Origin of the sequence: Nocardia sp. NPDC051052 (genome assembly GCF_044456045.1) — a bacterium.
Classification (GTDB): domain Bacteria; phylum Actinomycetota; class Actinomycetes; order Mycobacteriales; family Mycobacteriaceae; genus Nocardia.
This window is the reverse complement of record NZ_JBITFL010000010.1, coordinates 392,236-409,752: the sequence shown is the minus strand read 5'-3', so window position 1 is coordinate 409,752 and position 17,517 is coordinate 392,236. Positions and strand designations below refer to the sequence as shown.

The window sequence follows — 17,517 nt, the reverse complement described above, 5'->3', positions numbered from 1 at the left end:
GACATCATCGGCTTAGCCGCACCCAGCGCCACACCGCCATCATCCTCACGCTTGAAATAGATATTGAAGAACGCGGAGAACCGATGCCAGGCCACGCCCCAGGTGATGTTGCGGCCGACCAGGTAGAGGAAGGCCATGCCGGACATCAGCTTCACGAACGCGAACAGCGCCACCATCGTGGTGCTCGCGGGCAGTAGCTTGGCCACCTGCATGGTGAAGAAATCGGTGTACGGGTCGGAATGTCCGTAGGCGGCGATCTTGCCCGCCTTCACGAAGATCATGCCGAGGCCTTCGATCAGCACGATGAGCTCGATCACGTACGCGGGCCCGAACTTCGAGCCGCTGAAACGGGAGAGCCGCTCGGGCAGGCGCGGGTGGTTCAGCTGGCGGATGATCATCAGCGTGCCGATGCCGACCACGGTGCCGATGCCGAGGATCTCGTCCCAGAGGTGGTAGATCGGCCAGTTGCCGACGATCGGCCAGTGGAAGGACGGGTCGAAGGTCTGACCGTAGGCCTCGAACCACAGGATGGCGCCACCCATGAAGCCGATCATCACGAGCCAGTGCGCCCAGCCGACGGTGCGGAATTTCGCCATCCGCGTGTGCGCCAGGAACTCGATGACCATCTGCTTGAAACGCGGGAAGAACGGTCGCCAGCGATCCGGTGCGGGCTGCCCGACCATGATGGCGCGGACGATGCTGCGGACGCCGCCGAAGAACGACGCCCAACACAGGAGGCTGAGCGTCGCCCCAATCGTGCCCAGCGTCACCGTCAGGGCATTCATGTCGCGACCTTTCTCTAGAGGCAACACGAGCGAGGGCGGTTCGCACCGCCCCGATTGGCTCGTATCCTAACCGGCGGTAAGTTACCCACCGGTAACATATGCTATCCGTCGTACCATTTACGACTGAGCTATGCCCCCTCTTGCTGGGGCTTGACTCCAAATTTGCCTGTGATGAACGTCACATATGGTTTGCCCATCCAAGCGCGTGTCCAGGTGATCACCACCGTAAACGTCGAGGCTTTCGGCCTAATCGGTAAGGACAGGCTTAGTCCTCAAGGCGCATAATGCATCTCGCCTTTGGGTCGCTGGTGGATTACGCTCACGACGTTCTGTCTGCTCTGCCTGTCTTCACACTGCTCGGGGAGGATCCGGGGCGACCGCCCGGATTTGATGAGAGCGCTCTCGCGTGCGGAGATCAGCTGGCAGGCAACCTGATGATGGATTGGAAACTGAATGAACCTCCGCAGAACCACCGCGGGTGCCGCGTTGGTCATCGGCGCGATGACCATCGGTCTCGGGACCGCGCATGCCGAGCCTGTCGCCGCCCCGGCCGACCCCGGCATCAACTACTCCGTCAAGCTGGTCGACAAGACGGTAGTCGCGTCGCTCAAGGGGGGCACCTTCTCGGTCACCGAGAAGGACGGAGCAACCGCCGCTGATCCGAAGATCTCCGTGGCCAACGTCCGGGACGGCCAGGGCAACACCCTCGTCTCGTTCCCGCTCGACGTGGACGTCGACGGCAAGCTCGTTCCGGTCAAGACCGAGGTGAAGAAGGACGGCGCGGTTCTCGAAGTGACCCCGCAGAAGCCTGCGGATCTGGTCATCACCGATAAGCCGGTCGTCGCCAAGCCGACCGTCGCGCAGGACATCGCCTCGCCGATGGAGAACCAGCGCGCGCAGAACGAATTCGCGAGCAACTTCGGCATCGCGACCGCGATCGGTGGCTTCGTCGGCACCGCGATCGGCGCCACCATCGGATGCATCCTGACCATTGCCGCGATGTGCCTGCCCGGCCTGGTGGCCGGTGCCGGCATCGGTGGCATCCTCGGCACCATCGCGGTCGGCGGCCCTGCCCTGATCGCCGCGGGTGTCGAGCTGCTCAACACCTTCCAGGCTGCGGACGGCACCACCAAGTGGGCCGACAAGCCGCTCCCGGCCAAGTAAGAACCACGCTCTGACAGCTCGGCCCGCCGCTCCTCGGAGCGGCGGGCCGAATTGTCGTTTTCAGGCAGGAAGATCCAGGGCGCCGCGGAACGACACCGTGCCTTTGCGCCGCCCGAACAGCCCGAACGTCCGCTCCGCCAGCTCGAACGAGCCGTCCTCGCGGACCAGCAGCACCGTGCTCGCCCGGGTGCCGTGCACGGCGTCCGCGATGAACCGGGACGACACCCTGCGCTCCAGCAGCCGAGGGACTCCGGTGTCCGGCAACTCCGCGTCCGCGGGCTTGGTGCGATCGGCCAGCACCGTGAAATAGCGGTCGACGGCACCGGGATCGGACTCCACCACCGCCCGCAGTTCGATCACACCGCCGCGTACCTTGGGCCAGATGGGCTGTGGGGCGGTCAAATCCGGCTCGCCCGGGTTCACCCCTGCCGAGCCGACGAAAGTGCCGTTGGAGAGGCCGTGGAACCCGGGCGCCAGCTCCCGCGGCGGCGCGTCGCTGCGGTTGGAGTGCCACCACAGCGATTCCAGGTCGGACACCACCAGGTTGTAGCCGTTGTAGTCGTCCGGCGCGGCCGCGATGTCGAGCAGGTATTTCTCCGGGCCGGGGAAATCGACGCCGGGATGCCGCGCCGAGGCACCGCGCAGGAAGTCCATCAGCAGCGCACCGCGGGACCGGGCGTCGCCGCGCTCGTCCTTCGGATTGCGCACATTGGTCACCGTCGCGAATCGGTTGCGGCCCTTGTCCTCTCGCATCAACCCGAGCCAGGTGCCCGGCGGGTCGCCCTCGGCCTTGTTCTTGGCCCCTTGATCGCGCCCGGCCAGCAGCCCCGGCACCTCCGGCCACCAGCGCATCGACTCGGTCGGCCGGGCATAGAACTCGTCACGGTTGGCCGCGACGATCAACCGATACTCCGGATGAGCCCGCCAGCCGATCAACACCAAACACATGCAGTCCAGGATGCCGCACCACTGCCGGACGCAGCACGCATTGGCGGTCGGACGGGGCGCGCAAGGTCAGTGGAGATGCCGCCGAGACAGCGAAAAGGCCGACAGCGCAACGCTGCCGGCCTCCTCGACGGGTGGAACTAGTTGGTGCGAATCTTCAGACCAGGGTTGTCCGAGAGCACCACACTCACCGGCTGCGCGAACAGCTGCGGCGCGTTGCCGGTCAGGGCACCGATCAGGTTGGGGATCTCGCAGATCGGGTAGTCGGCCACCGACGACGCGCTGGAGATGCCGAGGGCGAGCCTGCCGGTCACGATCGGGCCGCCGCTGTCGCCGGGCAGCGCGCAGATGTTGGCCGAGAAGGCCTGGGTGAGCTCACGCTCGCCGACCTGCACGGTCTGGTCGACTGCGTTGACAACGCCACAGCTGAAGCCGGTCCGCGAACCGGACTTGCAGACCGGCGCGCCGACGACCGGAGTCGCGACACCCTCGATGCGCACCGACGCGGCACCGGGCACCCGGACCTCGTTGTTGCTGAAGCGATCCCGCGCCTGGTCGGCGATCCGGACGATCGAGTAGTCCTGCGCGCCGAGCACCGACTTCTCGAACCGGCCGAGCTCGTTGCCGAGCCGGTCGCCGTTGAGCTCGTGCACCCTCGCGGCGTTGTCGTTGCCCGCGGACGGGATGTCCGGGTTGCAGTGGCCCGCCGTGACATTCACGATGTTGCCGTTGCGGTCGGTGCCGTTGAAGCCGAGCGAGCAGCGCAGCGAGAGGCGTCCGGCGACCGAGGCGTAGCCGTCGCCGCCCGCGAGCACGCCGTTGGCGGCACCGGCGATCTCGGTGGCCTGCAGCGTGCCCTGCTCACCGGCCACCGGGGGCGCCATCACGATGACCCTGGCCGGGTCGATGAAGTTCGGCATCGGCAGGCCCGCCTTGTCGACGCGCACCGCGATGCTGTTGTTGACCGTGTCGATCACCACGCCACGCACGAGGGCCGACACCGCCTCGGGCTGACCGTCGAGCCAACGCTGGAACGCGGACTTCTCACCACGCAGCGCGGATTCGCTCTTGGCGACGTTGCGAACCTCGAAACCCGCTGACTCCGCGGCCTTTCGGGCGTCTTCGGCACCGGGACCCTGAGCCAGCGCGACAACGGCCTTGCCGCTGTCGTCGAGCCAGGAACCGGCGAAGACCGCCGGGAACTGCCGCTGCGCGGTGGTGGCGAACCCGGCGACCTGCTGTGCCACGTCGGCGCGGTGCAGGTACTCCTCCGGGGAGATCTTCAGATCTCGGGCGATGGCACTGACCAGTTCGGCGGGCAGACTCGGCGCCGGATCGGGTTGTGCCGTCGCCACTGCCGCCGTAGGCCCGAACAGCAGTATCGCCGCCGAGGCGGCGATAACTGATTTTCGGACCCGGGTCTGTCGCGCAGCTGATCGGAGATGACCTATACGTGGCAGGAGCATGCCCAGACTATATGGGCTCCGAGCCGGTATGCCTACTTATAACGAGGCCCGGTTTTGCCGCCCAGTGCTCAGCGCGTCCTACCCGGCGTTGGGCCGGGTCCGCACCGAGATACCGCTGCCGACTCCGCCGGTCGACGACGCGTCGATATCGGCCAGGATCGGCCGGATCGGAATGCCGAGACTCGCCGTGCCGCCGTACTGCGCCAGCGCGATATTGGCCTCGTTGCAGTCCGGTGCCTCGGCCGCGTTGGACCCGCTGGTGATGCCGAGGGCGAGGGTGCCGGACACGATCGCGCCGCCGCTGTCACCGCCGAGCGTGCAGGCCGAGCTGGCGAAGCCGCGTACGGTCTTGCTCTCGCCCTCCGCGGTGTACAGCTGGGTCTCGACCCGATCGGCCACCACGAAGCCACACGTGAAGGTGGACGACTGCCCCGACTTGCACACCGGCGCGCCGGTGATCGGGTCGGCGGTGCCGGTGATGGCGATGGTGGTGCCGTTGGCGCCGCGCACGGTCGGCTGGTCCATGCCCGCGCGCACCGCGCGGTCGTTCAGCTTGATCACGGAGTAATCCAGCGCGCTCTGGCCGCCGAGCTTGGACTGGACGAAGGAACCGAGTTCCGGGCTGTTCGGGATGTCCTTGACGTTGGGGAAGTAGACGGTGGCGTCTTGTCTGCCCTTGTCGACGTTCGGATTGCAGTGGCCCGCACTGATATTCAGCGCGTTGCCGGCCGCGTCGACGCTGTTGAAGCCGAACGAGCAGACGTCGACGCCCTTGAGCGAGGCGTCGTGCAGCGAAACCGGGGCGCTGATGTAGGTGTCGCCGCCCATCGGGCGCCGCTCGACCCCGCCGCCGCTGCCGGGCGAGAGGATGACCTTGATGTTGGCGATCAGGGTCGGCAGGTTCAGCAGGTGGCCCGCCGGGGTGTTGGCCACGCTGAGCACCAACTGGCTGTTGAGGAAGTCGATGGCGACCGAGTTGATCGCGGTGGAGATCTCGCGCGGCAGGCTGTTGATCCACTGATTCAGCTGCATCAGCGAGCCTTCCAGGCCGTCCGCGGATACCGGGGCGAGCCGGGTCTGGTAGCCGTCGGCCGCGGCGATCTTGGCGGCGTCGAGCGAGGTGACCGCGACTACCGGCTTGCCGTCGTTGCCGATCCAGGCGCCCGCGTAGGCCTCTGGGCGTTCCGAGCGGAAATCGTGGGCGTAGTCGCGCAGTTGCTGGGCGCGGGCCGCACGGTCCAGGTATTCCGTCGGGGTCATCTTGAGATCTCGGGCGATCGCCTGCACCAGTTCCGGCGGCAGGTTCTCGGCATTCAGCTGTGCGGGTGTCGCCGGTGCCGCCGCGGCAACGGTTGTGCAGAGCAAGGGTGCGAGGAAAACGGTCGAAGCGAGGGCGACAGCTTTGACCGTGGCGCGGCGCGCCACCAACTTGCGCATGAAATCCCTTCGTTGGCACGCACGTGCCAGCTCAATCCGCGGCAACGGGCCTGGAATCCGTTGGCTCACAGTCGTCCTCCAGCAACAGACCGGGCGCCTGCAATTCATCCGACAACACCGGTCAGCGCATCACTTTAGGGTACAAACCGGGGAAGGGCTCTACTAATCACCGACTGCCCGGTATCTGCAGGCCAGGGATCGTCGGAATCTGCGGCAACGGGTTGTACGGCGTCGTGGTGGTGGGCCGGGGACGCGTAGACGGGCTCGGTGTCGTCGTCGGTGGCTCGGTGGTCGTCGGCGGGGGTGTCGTCTCCGGCGGCGGCGGTGGCGGAGTTGTCGTGGTGACCGGTTCCTCGGTGGTCGTCGGCGTCACCGTCGGGAAGTTGATCGGTGGTGCCGGCGCCGGGGTCGGACTCACCGAGACCTGATCCGACTTGGCGTCGCGCAGCGGCGGCACCGGCGTCGTGCCGTCATCGCGGAACAGCACGGCCATCGCGAAGCCGCCGAGCACGAGTCCGATCAAGGCCGCGGCACCGATCAGCAACGGGAGCTGTTTGCGGTCCTTCGCCGACTCGGCTTTCCGAGCGGGTTCCGCCGGAACCTCGGTTGCTTCCGTCGGCACGGGTTCGGCCATCGGAATGGCCGCCGAGTACGCCTGCGGCGTCGCTTCGGACGCGGGCACGGCCGGGATGATGACGGTGTCCACCGTCGAGTTCTCGGCGTGGCTCGGGTCGGGCGGGGTGCTGCCCGCGGGGGTGGACAGCACCGCTGCCAGGGCCGCGCGGGCGGCGTCGTAGGCGTAGGTGCTGCCCGGTGCGTTCGCCTCGACGGTCGGCAGGTCGGCCTCGCTGACCAGCAGCACCGACCGCAGACCCAGGTAGTCCAGTGCGTCGCGCAGGGCCTGGATGTATTCGCGCGGCCAGTCACCGGGGTGGGTCGCGTAGAACTCGGCCGGACCGTTGAGATGGTCCGCGGTCAGGTTGATCAGGCAGAACAGCGCCGTCGCGACCAGATCCTCGGCCCGGTAGGCCTCGCCGTCGTCGACGGAGATGCCCGCCGGATCGCCGACGGCGAGCGCGAAGCCGGTGATCGCATGGGCATTCTCGTCCGGCGGCGGGCCGCCGAGCGTGGCGTCACCGTCGTCGGACATGTACAGCAGCGACTCGCGGACGATGAACAACGGCTCTTCGCCGCCGTCGGTGACGATCGCCGCCGTGCACTCGTCCTCGGCGATGCGTAGGCCCACCCCTGTGGCCATCCTCAGTACCTCGCTTCGGCTTCCCGGCTGACGAATCCGCACTCTGTCACACCAGTAGGGAGCCGTGTCCCATGGCGCGGAGCATCGACAATAACTCCGATCGGGACCGAGCACCGATTCGGCGCCGAATACGGGCGACATGATGCTCCACCGTCTTGGCGGAAATGTACAGACGAGCACCGATCTCCCGGTACGTCAGCCCGAGCAGGACCAGCTCGGCGACTTCCCGTTCCCGCTCGCTGAGGATCGCGGTCTGTTCGCCGACCGCCGGATCGGGGGCGGGTTCGGCACCCTGCTGCGGCGCTGCCGCGGTCGGCGGCACGATCGGGTCCTGCGGTTTGGCATCGGCGCGCACCGTGCGGGCCAGCTTGAGCAGCGCGGTCGCGGTCGCCGAATCAGCGGCGGCGAGGGCGGCCTCGCTGGCCAGCCTGGCGGCGTCCCAGGTCATGCCGATCTCGCTCAATCCGGCGACGGCGGCTTCCACCGGTGCCACCGATACCTCACCGCGCAGCACGAGCACCCAGGTGCGGCCCGCGTCGGCGAGTACGGCGGCGTGCCGGTCGCCCGCCTCGGCCGCGGCCTTCAGCGGCCGGGCGTGCGGGAGCAACTCCTGCGGGCTCTCGTGCAGGATCGCGGCCTGCACGCCGTACCAGTGGAAGGCGTTCGCCCAGGCCGGCGGTTCGCCCAAGCGGCGCAGCAGGGCCTGTGCGGAGTCGACCAGCGGCGCGATCCGGCCCTCGTCGCGCAATCGGATTGCGGCCAGCCACAATTCGCCGATCGGCAGCAGCGCGAGCAGGTCGGCCTCCACGTCGTCGAACATCAGGTAGGCCGCCTGCCAGGCCCGCGACAGCGCGGCGTGATCGCCGGTGCGCCTGGCCAGGCCGACCGCGACACCGTGCGCGAGCAGGCGATCGCGCACGTCCAGCGAATCGTGATCGAGTGCGGCGACCGTCGCGGCGGCGGCGCGCTCGTCGCCGCCGAGCATGGCCGACCAGGCCGCGAGCACCTGGAGCTGGTGGCAGCGCAGGCCGCTTACCGTGGCGCGGCGCAGTGCGTCGCCCGCGCGGCGTGGCTCGCCGGTGCCCAGGCAGAGCAGTGTCGCGATGGACACCGCTGTGCAGGGCAGGAATCGGTCGACGCCGGAGTCGGCGTGCGCGGCCTGCACCAGCGCGGAGACCGCCGCCGGTGTGCCGTTCGTGGATAGCGTTGGTGTGGTGGGGGTTCCGCCGTTGCGCCGGCTGAGGGAACCCGCCAGTGCCGTGGCGATCAGCCGGGCGTGGGCGTTGGCCTCGGTCGGCGGCCACTGCGTCGACGAGTCGGACATCTCCGCCGCGCCGGACACGTCACCGGCCAGCGAGAGCACGGTGGCCCCGATGGCCCAATCGGCGCCGACTCGTTGCGCACCGAGCCACGAATACAGTTGGGCCGCACGGGCAACCAGGCCGCGCCGGGTCAGCGCCGCCGCGCAGATCCGCACCGCGTCGGCGAGCTCCGCGCTGGACACCCCGGAACGGGCCAGCACCGGCTCGGCCAGCCGGATAGCTGTCTCGCCGTCGCCGTTGCGCCCGGCCGCCTCGGCCCAGCGCAGTGCGATGAGATCGGGGTCGGCACCGGTCGCCGCGGCCGCGGCGTAGTAGCGCACCGCCTCGCGGCCCGCCTTTTCCGCCGCGGCGGCGAGGAATTCGGCCAGGCGTTGGTCACGGACGCCGGATTCGGCGAGCAGCAGCGCGGTGTGGTCGCGCAGCAGGCCCGCGTCCAGTCGCGCGCCGAGCAGTTTGCGCTGAACCGCGACGAACCGGCGGTCGCCGAGCAGCGTGCGCAGCGGGCCGACGGCCGGGGCGAGCAACAGGTCTGCGTCGGTGACCAGGGCGCTGGCCCTGGCCCGATCGATGAGGTGCTGTGCGGCAACGGGTTCCACGCCGAGCACCTCGGTGAGTTCGCTGGCGTCCAGGCCCGCGCCGGTGGTGGCGACCACCAGGGTTTCCAGCAGGTCCGGTGCGAGGTTGTCCAGCAGCGAGCGGGCCCAGGCGGCGACGGCCACGTCGACCGCGCCGATGCCCGCGTCGAGCCGGGCCGAGCAGGCGGCGGCCAGCGCGGCGACCACGCCACCGCGGATGCCGTCGGTCTGCCGGTGAATGTGCTGGGACACCTGGCGCGGCACCATCATGCCGAGTTCCCTGGCGAACGGGGCGATGTCGACCACGCCGAGGGCGCGCAGCTCCACCACCCGGCCGCGCCGGGCGACCGTGTCCGCGAGTGCACGCAGCCGCAGGTCGTGCGGGCGCGGCTGGGCGGCGATCACTACCGTGCGCTGACCGGATTCGACGGTGGTGCAGAGGTATTCGAGCTCGGACTGGTTCAACGTGTGGGCGTTGTCGACGATCAGCGCCGGGCGGAGCTCGGTCGCCGGCGCGGGGCGGGCGCCGGATCCGTTGGGGGAGCCGCCGTTACCGGTGGGCGCCGTCTCGATCGCCGTAGTGTCCTGGAGCGGGATGTCGCGGGCGCGCAGCCGATTGCGAATCTCGTTGAGCAGGGTGGATTTACCGGTCTGCGAGCGGCCGCGGATGAGGAAGATGACCGGCTCCTGGTCGGCCGACTCCAGTTCCCGAAGGATCTCGCGCGCGGACGGCAGGGTATCGAAGGCGATGTCAGCCACCGTTTCCTCCGAGGATCTGGCCGGGGGCGCGCAGGACGGTGCCGACGGTGTTGCCGACGGAGTCGATCGGGTCCTTCAGGACGCCGGTCGGCAGGCTCGGCGGCTGCGGCGGCGTCGGGGCGGGGTAATTACCTGGCGCAGGAGCGGGTCCGGGTGCCGGAGCGGGCTGCGGTTGCGGGGCCGGTTGCGGCGCACCGGGTTCCGCGGGCGGCGCGACGGGCTGGTCGGCGACGGACTGGCTGTTCACCACGGCAACTGTCGTCGCGGCCGGGGAACCCGGTTGCCCCGCATCAGTTTTCGGACGTCCCGCGTTCGCGGTTGCTGGGTTCGTCGCGGCGGCAGGCAGATTGGGATCACCGGCCTGCCCGCCGGTGGTCGCGGCGATCTCCGCCGCCCGCGCCGGTGACGAGTGTTCGGTCGATGCCGGGTTCGGGCCGGGCTGAGCGCCCGTGCCGATCGCGACGGTGCCGGTGGCCAGTAATCCGATGACGACCGCGGCGCCCGCGACGATGGCGGCCCGCCGCCTGCCGCCGAATCGCGGCATGCGCGGGGTCTCGGCGCTCGGCAGGGACGAGATCGCCACCGAGGGAAGTTCTTTGGTCGCCGGTTCGGTCAGGACCGGCGGCGCGACGGGCGTACGGGCCGACGCCAGATCCGCGGCGAGCACGGCGGCTCCGCGGGCGCCGGTGTTGGCCGGATCGGCGGCGGCGACCACCGGAAGACCGAATTCGGTCGAGATCAGCTCCGCGACCAAGGGGATCGCGCCGCCGCCACCGGTGAGCAACACGCGGCCGATATCGGCGATGTCGAGGCCGGCCCGATGCACCGCGTCGCGGATCAGCTCGGTCGAGGTGAGCAGCGGCCCGCGCAGCAGATCTTCCAGCTCGCCGCGCACCAGCCGGACGTTGCCGCTGTGCGTGTCCGCCGGATTCAACCGCACTTGGACGACGGTTGCCGTATTTATCGAGAGCTCTTCTTTAGCGGTTCGGCACTGCTCGCGCAATGCTGACAATTTCCGCTCGACTACGGGGTCGAACGGGTCGAAATCATTTGCGAGCACAGCGTTTGCCAGCACGTAGCGCATGGTCAGCAGATCGAATTCGGCGCCAGCGATGTCCGTGGTCCGCAGTGGTGTGCCGAGCACCCCGGCATGGTCGCCGGTCCGCACCACCGACACGGTGAGCCCGGTGGCGCCGAGGTCATACACGAGCACCGCGCCGTCCCCGAGCGGGCCGTGCGCGGATTCGAGCCAGCGGACCGCGGCGGTCGGTTCGGGCACCAGCGTCACCTCGCGCAGGCCCTCCCGATCGAGGGCCGCGCGCTGGATATCGACGGTGTGCCGCAGCCACCACGCCGGGTGGCAGACGACCGTCGAACCGTACTCGCGTGCCTGCGTGCTTATCTCGTCCATCAGGCAGGCGACGGCGGCGGAAACGAGGTCGGCAGCGGAATGTGCGGTGCCGTCCTCGGCGAGCATGTCCACCGGATCGCCGACCCTGGCGACGAAGCCCTCGAGCTGCACGTCGCTGGAATGCCGTCCGGTGCCGGGCGCGGGGGCGCCGAGGGCGGGCGGCGCGTCGGCCGCGAGCCGTAGCACGCTGGGATGGGTGACCACGCGGTCGCCGCCATCCCCCGCCGCCGCCACGGCGACCGAATTCGACGACCCGACAGTGATGCCGAGCGCCAGACGCTCTGTCATTCGTGAACCCCGTTCGAAAACTCTGTGGTCCGGTGTCGCTGCTGTGTAGTCCGAGTGCGGCACGCGGTAGGAGCACGCCGACGCACTCGTTGTTTCGGTTGCTGGCGGTCAGCCGTTACCGCTTCCGGGGAACTTCCGGGGAAATTCCCCTAATGGCACCGGTGCCCCTAAGGGCGAGCCAGGGTGAGTTGTGGGGGTCGGCCCCGTTACGCGTAACGAGTGGCGCCCTTAGCGTGAAATGCATTCCAACGATGCGGATCGCGGAGGTCCGCCGGCTCTCAGGAGATTTTCTGATGACACCCAACGCGATTCTCGAGTTCATCCTCAACCTGCTGCGTGACCACGAGGCGGCGGTCGGCTACTGCGCCAACCCCACGCAAGCGCTGGTGGCGGCGGGTTTGCCCGCTGTCACGCCGGAGGACATCGCCGCCGTCGCCCCGATGGTCGCCGAGTCGGCGCTGGTCGCGGGTGGCTCCCAGCTGTCGGCGATCGTCGCCGCCGGGGCGCAGACCGGTGCTGCCGCTGTGCTCGGTGCCGCGGGCACCGTCGGTGCCGCCGCGGCGGCCGACGCCGGGTTGAACGTCGGTGCTGATCTCGGCATCGACCTGGGTGGTCAGGTCGGCACGGGGCTCGACCTCAACGCGGGGTTGAACGCCGCGATCAACACCGGGCTGCAGGTCGGTGCTGACCTCGGTGCGGGCCTTTCCGCGGGTCTCGGGTCCGTCGCCGACGTGGGTGCGAATCTGTCCGCCGCGGTCGGTGGCGCACTCGGTGTGGCGGGGCAAGCGGTGACTGGTATCGGTGCCGACGTGCAGGGTGCGGTGGATGCCGGACTGCATGCCGGGACGGGGCTGGAAACGAGTTTGTCCACGAATATCGGCGGTGCGGTAGGACAGGCCACGACCGGCATCTCTACCGGTCTCGATGGGGCGATCGGTGCGGGTACGCAGGTCGGTACCGATCTCTCCACTGGATTGCAGGGCGCGCTGCACGCGGTGACCGGTGTGACGACCGGCATCGATGCGGCCGTCGGTGCTGATCTCGGTGCCGGTTTGCACGGCGCGGTGGATGCCGGTAGCGAGTTGGCCGGTGGTTTGTCCACGGGGCTCGGAGCGACCGCCGCCAATCTCGGCACAGGCCTGTCGGCCGGTGTCGGCGGCACGCTCGACGCGAGCGGCCAAGCCGCGGCTGGGTTGTCGACCGGGCTCGGTGGTGTTGCGCAAGGTGCGGCCGATCTGAATGCAGGCCTCTCGACTGGCATCGGTGGTGGGTTGTCCACAACCGTTGGCGGCGTGGCTAATTCGGCCGCGCAGGTTACTACTGGTCTGGAAACCGGGCTCGGTGCGGCGGTAGGCGCGGGCACCGAGATCGGTGGCGGGTTGTCCTCGGCGGTGAACACGGGCGTGCAGATCGGGTCGGGTCTGGAGACCGGACTGTCGGGCAGTGCGGGCGCGGTTCTCGGTGCGGGTACGCAGGTAGGCGCTGACCTCGGCACCGGGTTCGCCTCGAGTGTGGATAGTTCCATCAACGCTGGGGCACAGGTGGGTTCGGGCTTGGGGACCGGGTTGTCCACGGGTCTCTGCGGTGCCCTCGATGCAGGCGCACATGCGGGTGGCGCGGTTGATGTAGGCACGCACGCGGTAACCGGGTTGGCGACGGGTTTGTCCACGGGGATCGGGGCTGCGGCGGATGCCGGTGCCGGTCTGGGTGGCGGGCTGACGGCCGGGCTCGACGGTGCGGCAGGGGTCGGTGCGCAGGTCGGGACGGGTCTCGAGACCGGTCTCGGCGGCGGTATCGACGCGGGTGCGCACGCGGCGACCGGGCTCGAGACCGGGCTGTCGGCGGGGATCAATTCGGCCGCGAGCCTTGGCGGCGGCCTGTCCACCGGTATCGGCGGTGCGGTGGACGCCGGTGCGGGCCTGGGTGGTTCGCTCGGTGGGATTACGCATGGGGCTGTCGATACCGGTGCCGGACTTGGTGGTTCGCTTGGTGGGACTACCCATGGTGCGGTGGATGCCGGTGCGGGACTCGGTGGTTCGCTCGGCGGGACCACGCACGGGGCCATCGATTCCGGTGCGCCCCTTGGCGGCACAACCCATGGTGCAGTGGATACTGCTGCGGGACTCGGTGGTTCGGTCGGCGGCACAACGCATGGTGCGGTAGACACCGGTGCCGGGCTGAGCGGAGACGTCGGATCGACCGCGAACGCCTGGTCGTCACTCGATGTTTCGAGTGCGTTCGGTTCAGGGCTGGACAGTACCGCTGGCGCGCACGACACCGGATTGTTCGGCGATACCCATGCGGGCGCGGATCTGGCCGGCAGTGCCGGTGCGGATCTCACCGGCGACGCGATGCTGCACTGATCACGCCGCCGCCGCACTGGCAATGCCCGTTTCACTGGAAGAGGTCGATACCGCGATGGGGACGCCCGCACCGAACGCCACACCACCGGCGGTACCACTGCTGTCGGTACTCGGCGAAACCATCGCGGCGGCGCGTGCCGCGGGCCGCAACGATCTGGTCGGCCGCCTCGAGGTGGCGGCCGACCGGGTCCGCGACCCACGGCGGCGCATTGTCATTGCGGGACAACTGGATCAAGGCAAGAGCCGGTTCATCAACGCGCTGCTGAATCTCGAGATCTGCCCGGTGGGCGACGACGTGACCACCACGATCACCACGCTGCTGGCGCACGGCCCCGAGCCGAAGGCGGAGTTGGTGCTGACCGGCCCCGGCGGTGACTCGGGCGGTCCGGAAACCCGGGTCCCGGTGCCGATCAACGAGATCGGCACCATCACCGCGCGTTCCCCGATGGCGCAGGGGCGGCGGATCCTGCGCATGGAAATCCAGGTGCCCAACGCCTTGCTGGCCGACGGCATCGTGCTGGTCGACACCCAGGGCGTCGGCGGGCACGGAAGTTCTTACGCGGCAGGGGTGCTGAGTATGGTGCCCGCCGCCGACGCGGTGCTGGTGCTCTCCGACGCGTCCACCGAGCTCACCGAGCCGGAACTCGCGTTCCTGCGGCAGGTGCGCGAACTGTGCCCGACCGTCGCACTACTGGTCACCAAGACCGACCTGTACCCGCACTGGCGCCAGGTGCACGAGGCCGACCAGCGCCACCTCGGCAAAGCCGGCCTGGACGTGCCGATTATCGCGGTCTCCGCGCTGCTGCGTAGTCACGCGTTGCGCCTGCAGGACCAGCAGCTCGGCCTGGAATCGGGGTTCGGTGTGCTCTACCAATTCCTGCGCGATCAGGTAGTGGCGCGCGATCAGCTCGCCACTCGCGGCGCGGTCGCCCGCGATATCCGTTCCGCCGCCGAACATTTGGCGCTCACGCTGGGTAGCGAGCTGGTCGCGGTGCGGGACCCGGAACGCGGCGCGGCGGCGGTCCGCGAACTGCGGGCCGCGCGGACCTCGGCCGAAGAACTGCACCGCCGCACCGCGGCGTGGCAGACGACCCTCGCCGACGGCATCACCGACCTGGCTGGCGACGTCGACCATGATCTGCGAGAACGGTTGCGCGGCATCACCAGAACCACCGAGGAGTGGATCGACGAGCACGACCCGGGCCGGCACTGGGACAGCATTGCCGAATACCTCACTGGCACCATCGATACGGCGATCGGTGACAACCTGCTGTGGACCCATTCCCGCGCAGTGCAACTCGCGCAGCGGGTCGCCGAGCACTTCACCGAGGTCGGCGCCGCCGATCTGCCCGACGTGCGGTCCGATGCGGCCGTCGAGGGCAGTCATGTCGGCGCGGGCACCCTCGCCGACCTGGAGCCCGACATCGGCTTCGGCAGCAAACTGCTGGTCGGCATGCGCGGCTCCTACGGTGGTGTGCTGATGATCGGACTCGCCAGCACCTTCGCCGGACTCGCATTGCTCAACCCGATCTCGCTCGGCGCCGGACTCGTGGTGGGCGGCAAGGCTTTCCGGGACGACAAGCAGGCCAGGCTGGCCCGGCGGCGCAACGAGGCGAAGGTGGCCGTTCGCCGGTTCGTCGACGACGTGGCGTTCCAGACCGGCAAGGAATCCAAGGACCGGCTGCACCGCATCCATCGGGCGCTGCGTGACCATTACGCCGGGGTGGCCGAGCGGAGCCTACGGTCGATCGACGATTCGCTGCGCGCGGCGCAGGAGGCGGCGACCATGGCGAACGCTCGCAGGGCCGAGCGTGGCACGGTGCTCGAGCGGCAGTTGCACGTGGTCGCAGAGCTCGGTCGCTACGCCGACGCCATGCAGGCCGCGCTGCCGAGCGCGCCCGTCGGTACGGTGACCTCGTGAGGGAGCGTCAGCGAGCGAACCGAAGTTACAGCGCGCTCGCGCGAACGGCGGAGCCGAGCGTCAGCGAGGCGGAGTCGTGAGGGAGCGTCAGCGAGCGAACCGAAGTTACAGCGCGCTCGCGCGAACGGCGGAGCCGAGCGTCAGCGAGGCGGAGTCGTGAGGCGCGAGGTCGGCGCGGCGCCGGGGATTGTGGCCGAGGCGCATCGGCTGGTCGGTGCGGCGCGTGCCGCGCTGGCGAGCGAACCGCGACCGCGGGCCCTGCTCGCGGACTGTGCCGGTCGGCTGGATCAACCGTTGCGGATCGCGCTCGCCGGTTCATTGAAGGCAGGCAAGTCCACGCTGCTCAATTCCCTTGTCGGGCAGGATATCGCGCCGACCGATGCGACCGAATGCACCAGGGTGGTCACCTGGTATCGCTACGGTTCCACCCCGAGCGTGACCGCGCACGCGGGTGACGGCGCCCGCGCCAACGTGGTGGTCCGTCGTGGCGGTGGTACGCACGGACTAACCTTCGACCTGGATCGCCTGAGCTGGAATGCGCCCGCGGCGCGCGAGGTCGATCACCTCGAGGTCGAATGGCCCGCGGCGGCACTGGCCCACACGACGATCATCGATACGCCGGGCACCTCCTCGCTGTCTCGTGAGGTATCGCGGCGCACAGCCCGATTGCTCACGCCTGGTGCGGATATGGAGCAGTCCGAGCAGGGTGTCGCGGTTCCGGGCGCCGACGCGGTCGTGTATTTGCTGCGCAGGCTCGACGCCGCCGACGTCCGATTCCTCGAACGGGTAGGCGCCGGAACCGGAGCGGCGCAGGGTGTTTCGGGCCCGCTCGGTGTTGTCGGCGTGGTCTCCAGGGCCGACGAGATCGGCGCTGGCCGCATCGACGCCTTGCATTCGGCGCGCGACGTCGCCACTCGTTTCGCCGGCGAGCTGGAGCGAACGGGTTTGTGCCAGGCCGTGATTCCGGTCGCCGGACTACTCGCGTTCGCCGCGGCCACGCTGCGCCAGCAGGAGTATGCGGCGTTCGAGGCGCTGGCCGGTGTCCCGGTCGACGACCTGAGCACGGCACTACTGTCCGCGGACCGTTTCGCCCGCCCCGATGTCGCACTGCCCGTGGCGCCGGAGCTCCGGGCCCAGCTCGCGGAACGGTTCGGTCTGTTCGGCATTCGCATGGCGGTCACGCTGATCAGGCTCGGCGTGCGCGATTCCGCCACGCTGGCAGCGGAATTGACCAACCGCAGCGGCGTGGACGAGCTGCGCTCCGTGCTCGACGTCCAATTCGGCCAGCGCGCCGACCAACTCAAGGCCCACTCCGCCCTCACCGCCCTCGCCCGCGTACTGACCGCCTACCCCGGCAGCGAGGCCGACGCTCTGCTCCCACGCGTACGCACCCTGCTCTCCGACGTCCACGGCTTCGCCGAACTGCGCCTGCTCGGCCGCCTCCGCACCGACGAACTGACCCTGCCACCACCAGATCTCGCCGAACTGCACCGCCTCATCGGCGGCTCCGGCATCGCCCCCCACCTCCGCCTAGGCCTCCCCGTCGACGCCGCCCCTGCCACGCAGCGAGACCAGGCCATAGCCGCGGTCCGCAAATGGCGCTCCCGAGCCCGCCACCCCCTAGCCGACCAATTCACCACCACCGCCTGCCTAACCGCCGCCCGCAGCGCCGAAGGCACCCTCACCCTCCTCCCCGAATAGGCCCGGTTAGCCGTGACCGTAGCCGCATGTTCTCGGCCTCCTGTGGGGTGTCTTCGATCGCATCCCACACGCTGTCGAACGTTTCGTCCGCCATCAGCGCTCTCCTTCCTTGATCTGGTCTA

Annotated in this window: 10 protein-coding genes and 1 pseudogene; 4 read left to right on the top strand and 7 right to left on the bottom strand. The window is 69.4% G+C overall.

The window, feature by feature from the left end:
• Positions 1-785 (bottom strand): annotated as a pseudogene (locus ACIBCN_RS32530) (Fe-S oxidoreductase); the annotation flags it as partial.
• Between the two features lie 453 nt (positions 786-1,238).
• On the opposite strand from ACIBCN_RS32530, the gene ACIBCN_RS32525 reads away from it, so the two are divergent.
• On the top strand, positions 1,239-1,949 hold the full coding sequence (locus tag ACIBCN_RS32525; protein ID WP_396995516.1) for a hypothetical protein: 711 nt from the start codon (positions 1,239-1,241) through the stop codon (positions 1,947-1,949).
• Positions 1,950-2,009: 60 nt separating this feature from the next.
• On the opposite strand, the gene ACIBCN_RS32520 is transcribed toward ACIBCN_RS32525, so the two are convergent.
• From ACIBCN_RS32520 to ACIBCN_RS32495, 6 genes are all read right to left on the bottom strand, one after another.
• Positions 2,010-2,897 carry an NRDE family protein gene (locus tag ACIBCN_RS32520; protein ID WP_396995515.1) on the bottom strand — a complete coding sequence of 296 codons (888 nt, stop codon included), beginning with the start codon at positions 2,895-2,897 and terminating at the stop codon, positions 2,010-2,012.
• 137 nt (positions 2,898-3,034) lie between these two features.
• Positions 3,035-4,360, bottom strand: a complete 1,326-nt coding sequence (locus ACIBCN_RS32515) for a S1 family peptidase (protein WP_396995514.1) — start codon at positions 4,358-4,360, stop codon at positions 3,035-3,037.
• A 78-nt stretch (positions 4,361-4,438) separates the two neighbouring features.
• Positions 4,439-5,797, bottom strand: coding sequence for a S1 family peptidase (locus ACIBCN_RS32510; RefSeq protein WP_396995513.1), 1,359 nt, complete (start codon positions 5,795-5,797; stop codon positions 4,439-4,441).
• 166 nt (positions 5,798-5,963) lie between these two features.
• Complete coding sequence (locus ACIBCN_RS32505) at positions 5,964-7,055, bottom strand: hypothetical protein (RefSeq protein ID WP_396995512.1); 1,092 nt, start codon at positions 7,053-7,055, stop codon at positions 5,964-5,966.
• Positions 7,056-7,101: 46 nt separating this feature from the next.
• Complete coding sequence (locus tag ACIBCN_RS32500; protein ID WP_396995511.1) at positions 7,102-9,711, bottom strand: LuxR C-terminal-related transcriptional regulator; 2,610 nt, start codon at positions 9,709-9,711, stop codon at positions 7,102-7,104.
• A complete protein-coding gene (locus ACIBCN_RS32495) occupies positions 9,704-11,410 on the bottom strand; it encodes an Hsp70 family protein (RefSeq protein WP_396995510.1) in 1,707 nt (568 codons plus the stop codon). The genes ACIBCN_RS32500 and ACIBCN_RS32495 overlap by 8 nt, the downstream gene beginning before the upstream one ends.
• Before the next feature lie 293 nt (positions 11,411-11,703).
• Here ACIBCN_RS32495 and ACIBCN_RS32490 point away from each other — a divergent pair, with 293 nt between their 5' ends.
• From ACIBCN_RS32490 to ACIBCN_RS32480, 3 genes are all read left to right on the top strand, one after another.
• Positions 11,704-13,773 carry an IniB N-terminal domain-containing protein gene (locus tag ACIBCN_RS32490; RefSeq protein WP_396995509.1) on the top strand — a complete coding sequence of 690 codons (2,070 nt, stop codon included), beginning with the start codon at positions 11,704-11,706 and terminating at the stop codon, positions 13,771-13,773.
• A 55-nt stretch (positions 13,774-13,828) separates the two neighbouring features.
• A complete protein-coding gene (locus ACIBCN_RS32485) occupies positions 13,829-15,694 on the top strand; it encodes a dynamin family protein (protein ID WP_396995543.1) in 1,866 nt (621 codons plus the stop codon).
• Positions 15,695-15,850: 156 nt separating this feature from the next.
• A complete protein-coding gene (locus tag ACIBCN_RS32480) occupies positions 15,851-17,395 on the top strand; it encodes a dynamin family protein (RefSeq protein ID WP_396995508.1) in 1,545 nt (514 codons plus the stop codon).
• The last annotated feature ends 122 nt before the right edge of the window (positions 17,396-17,517 follow it).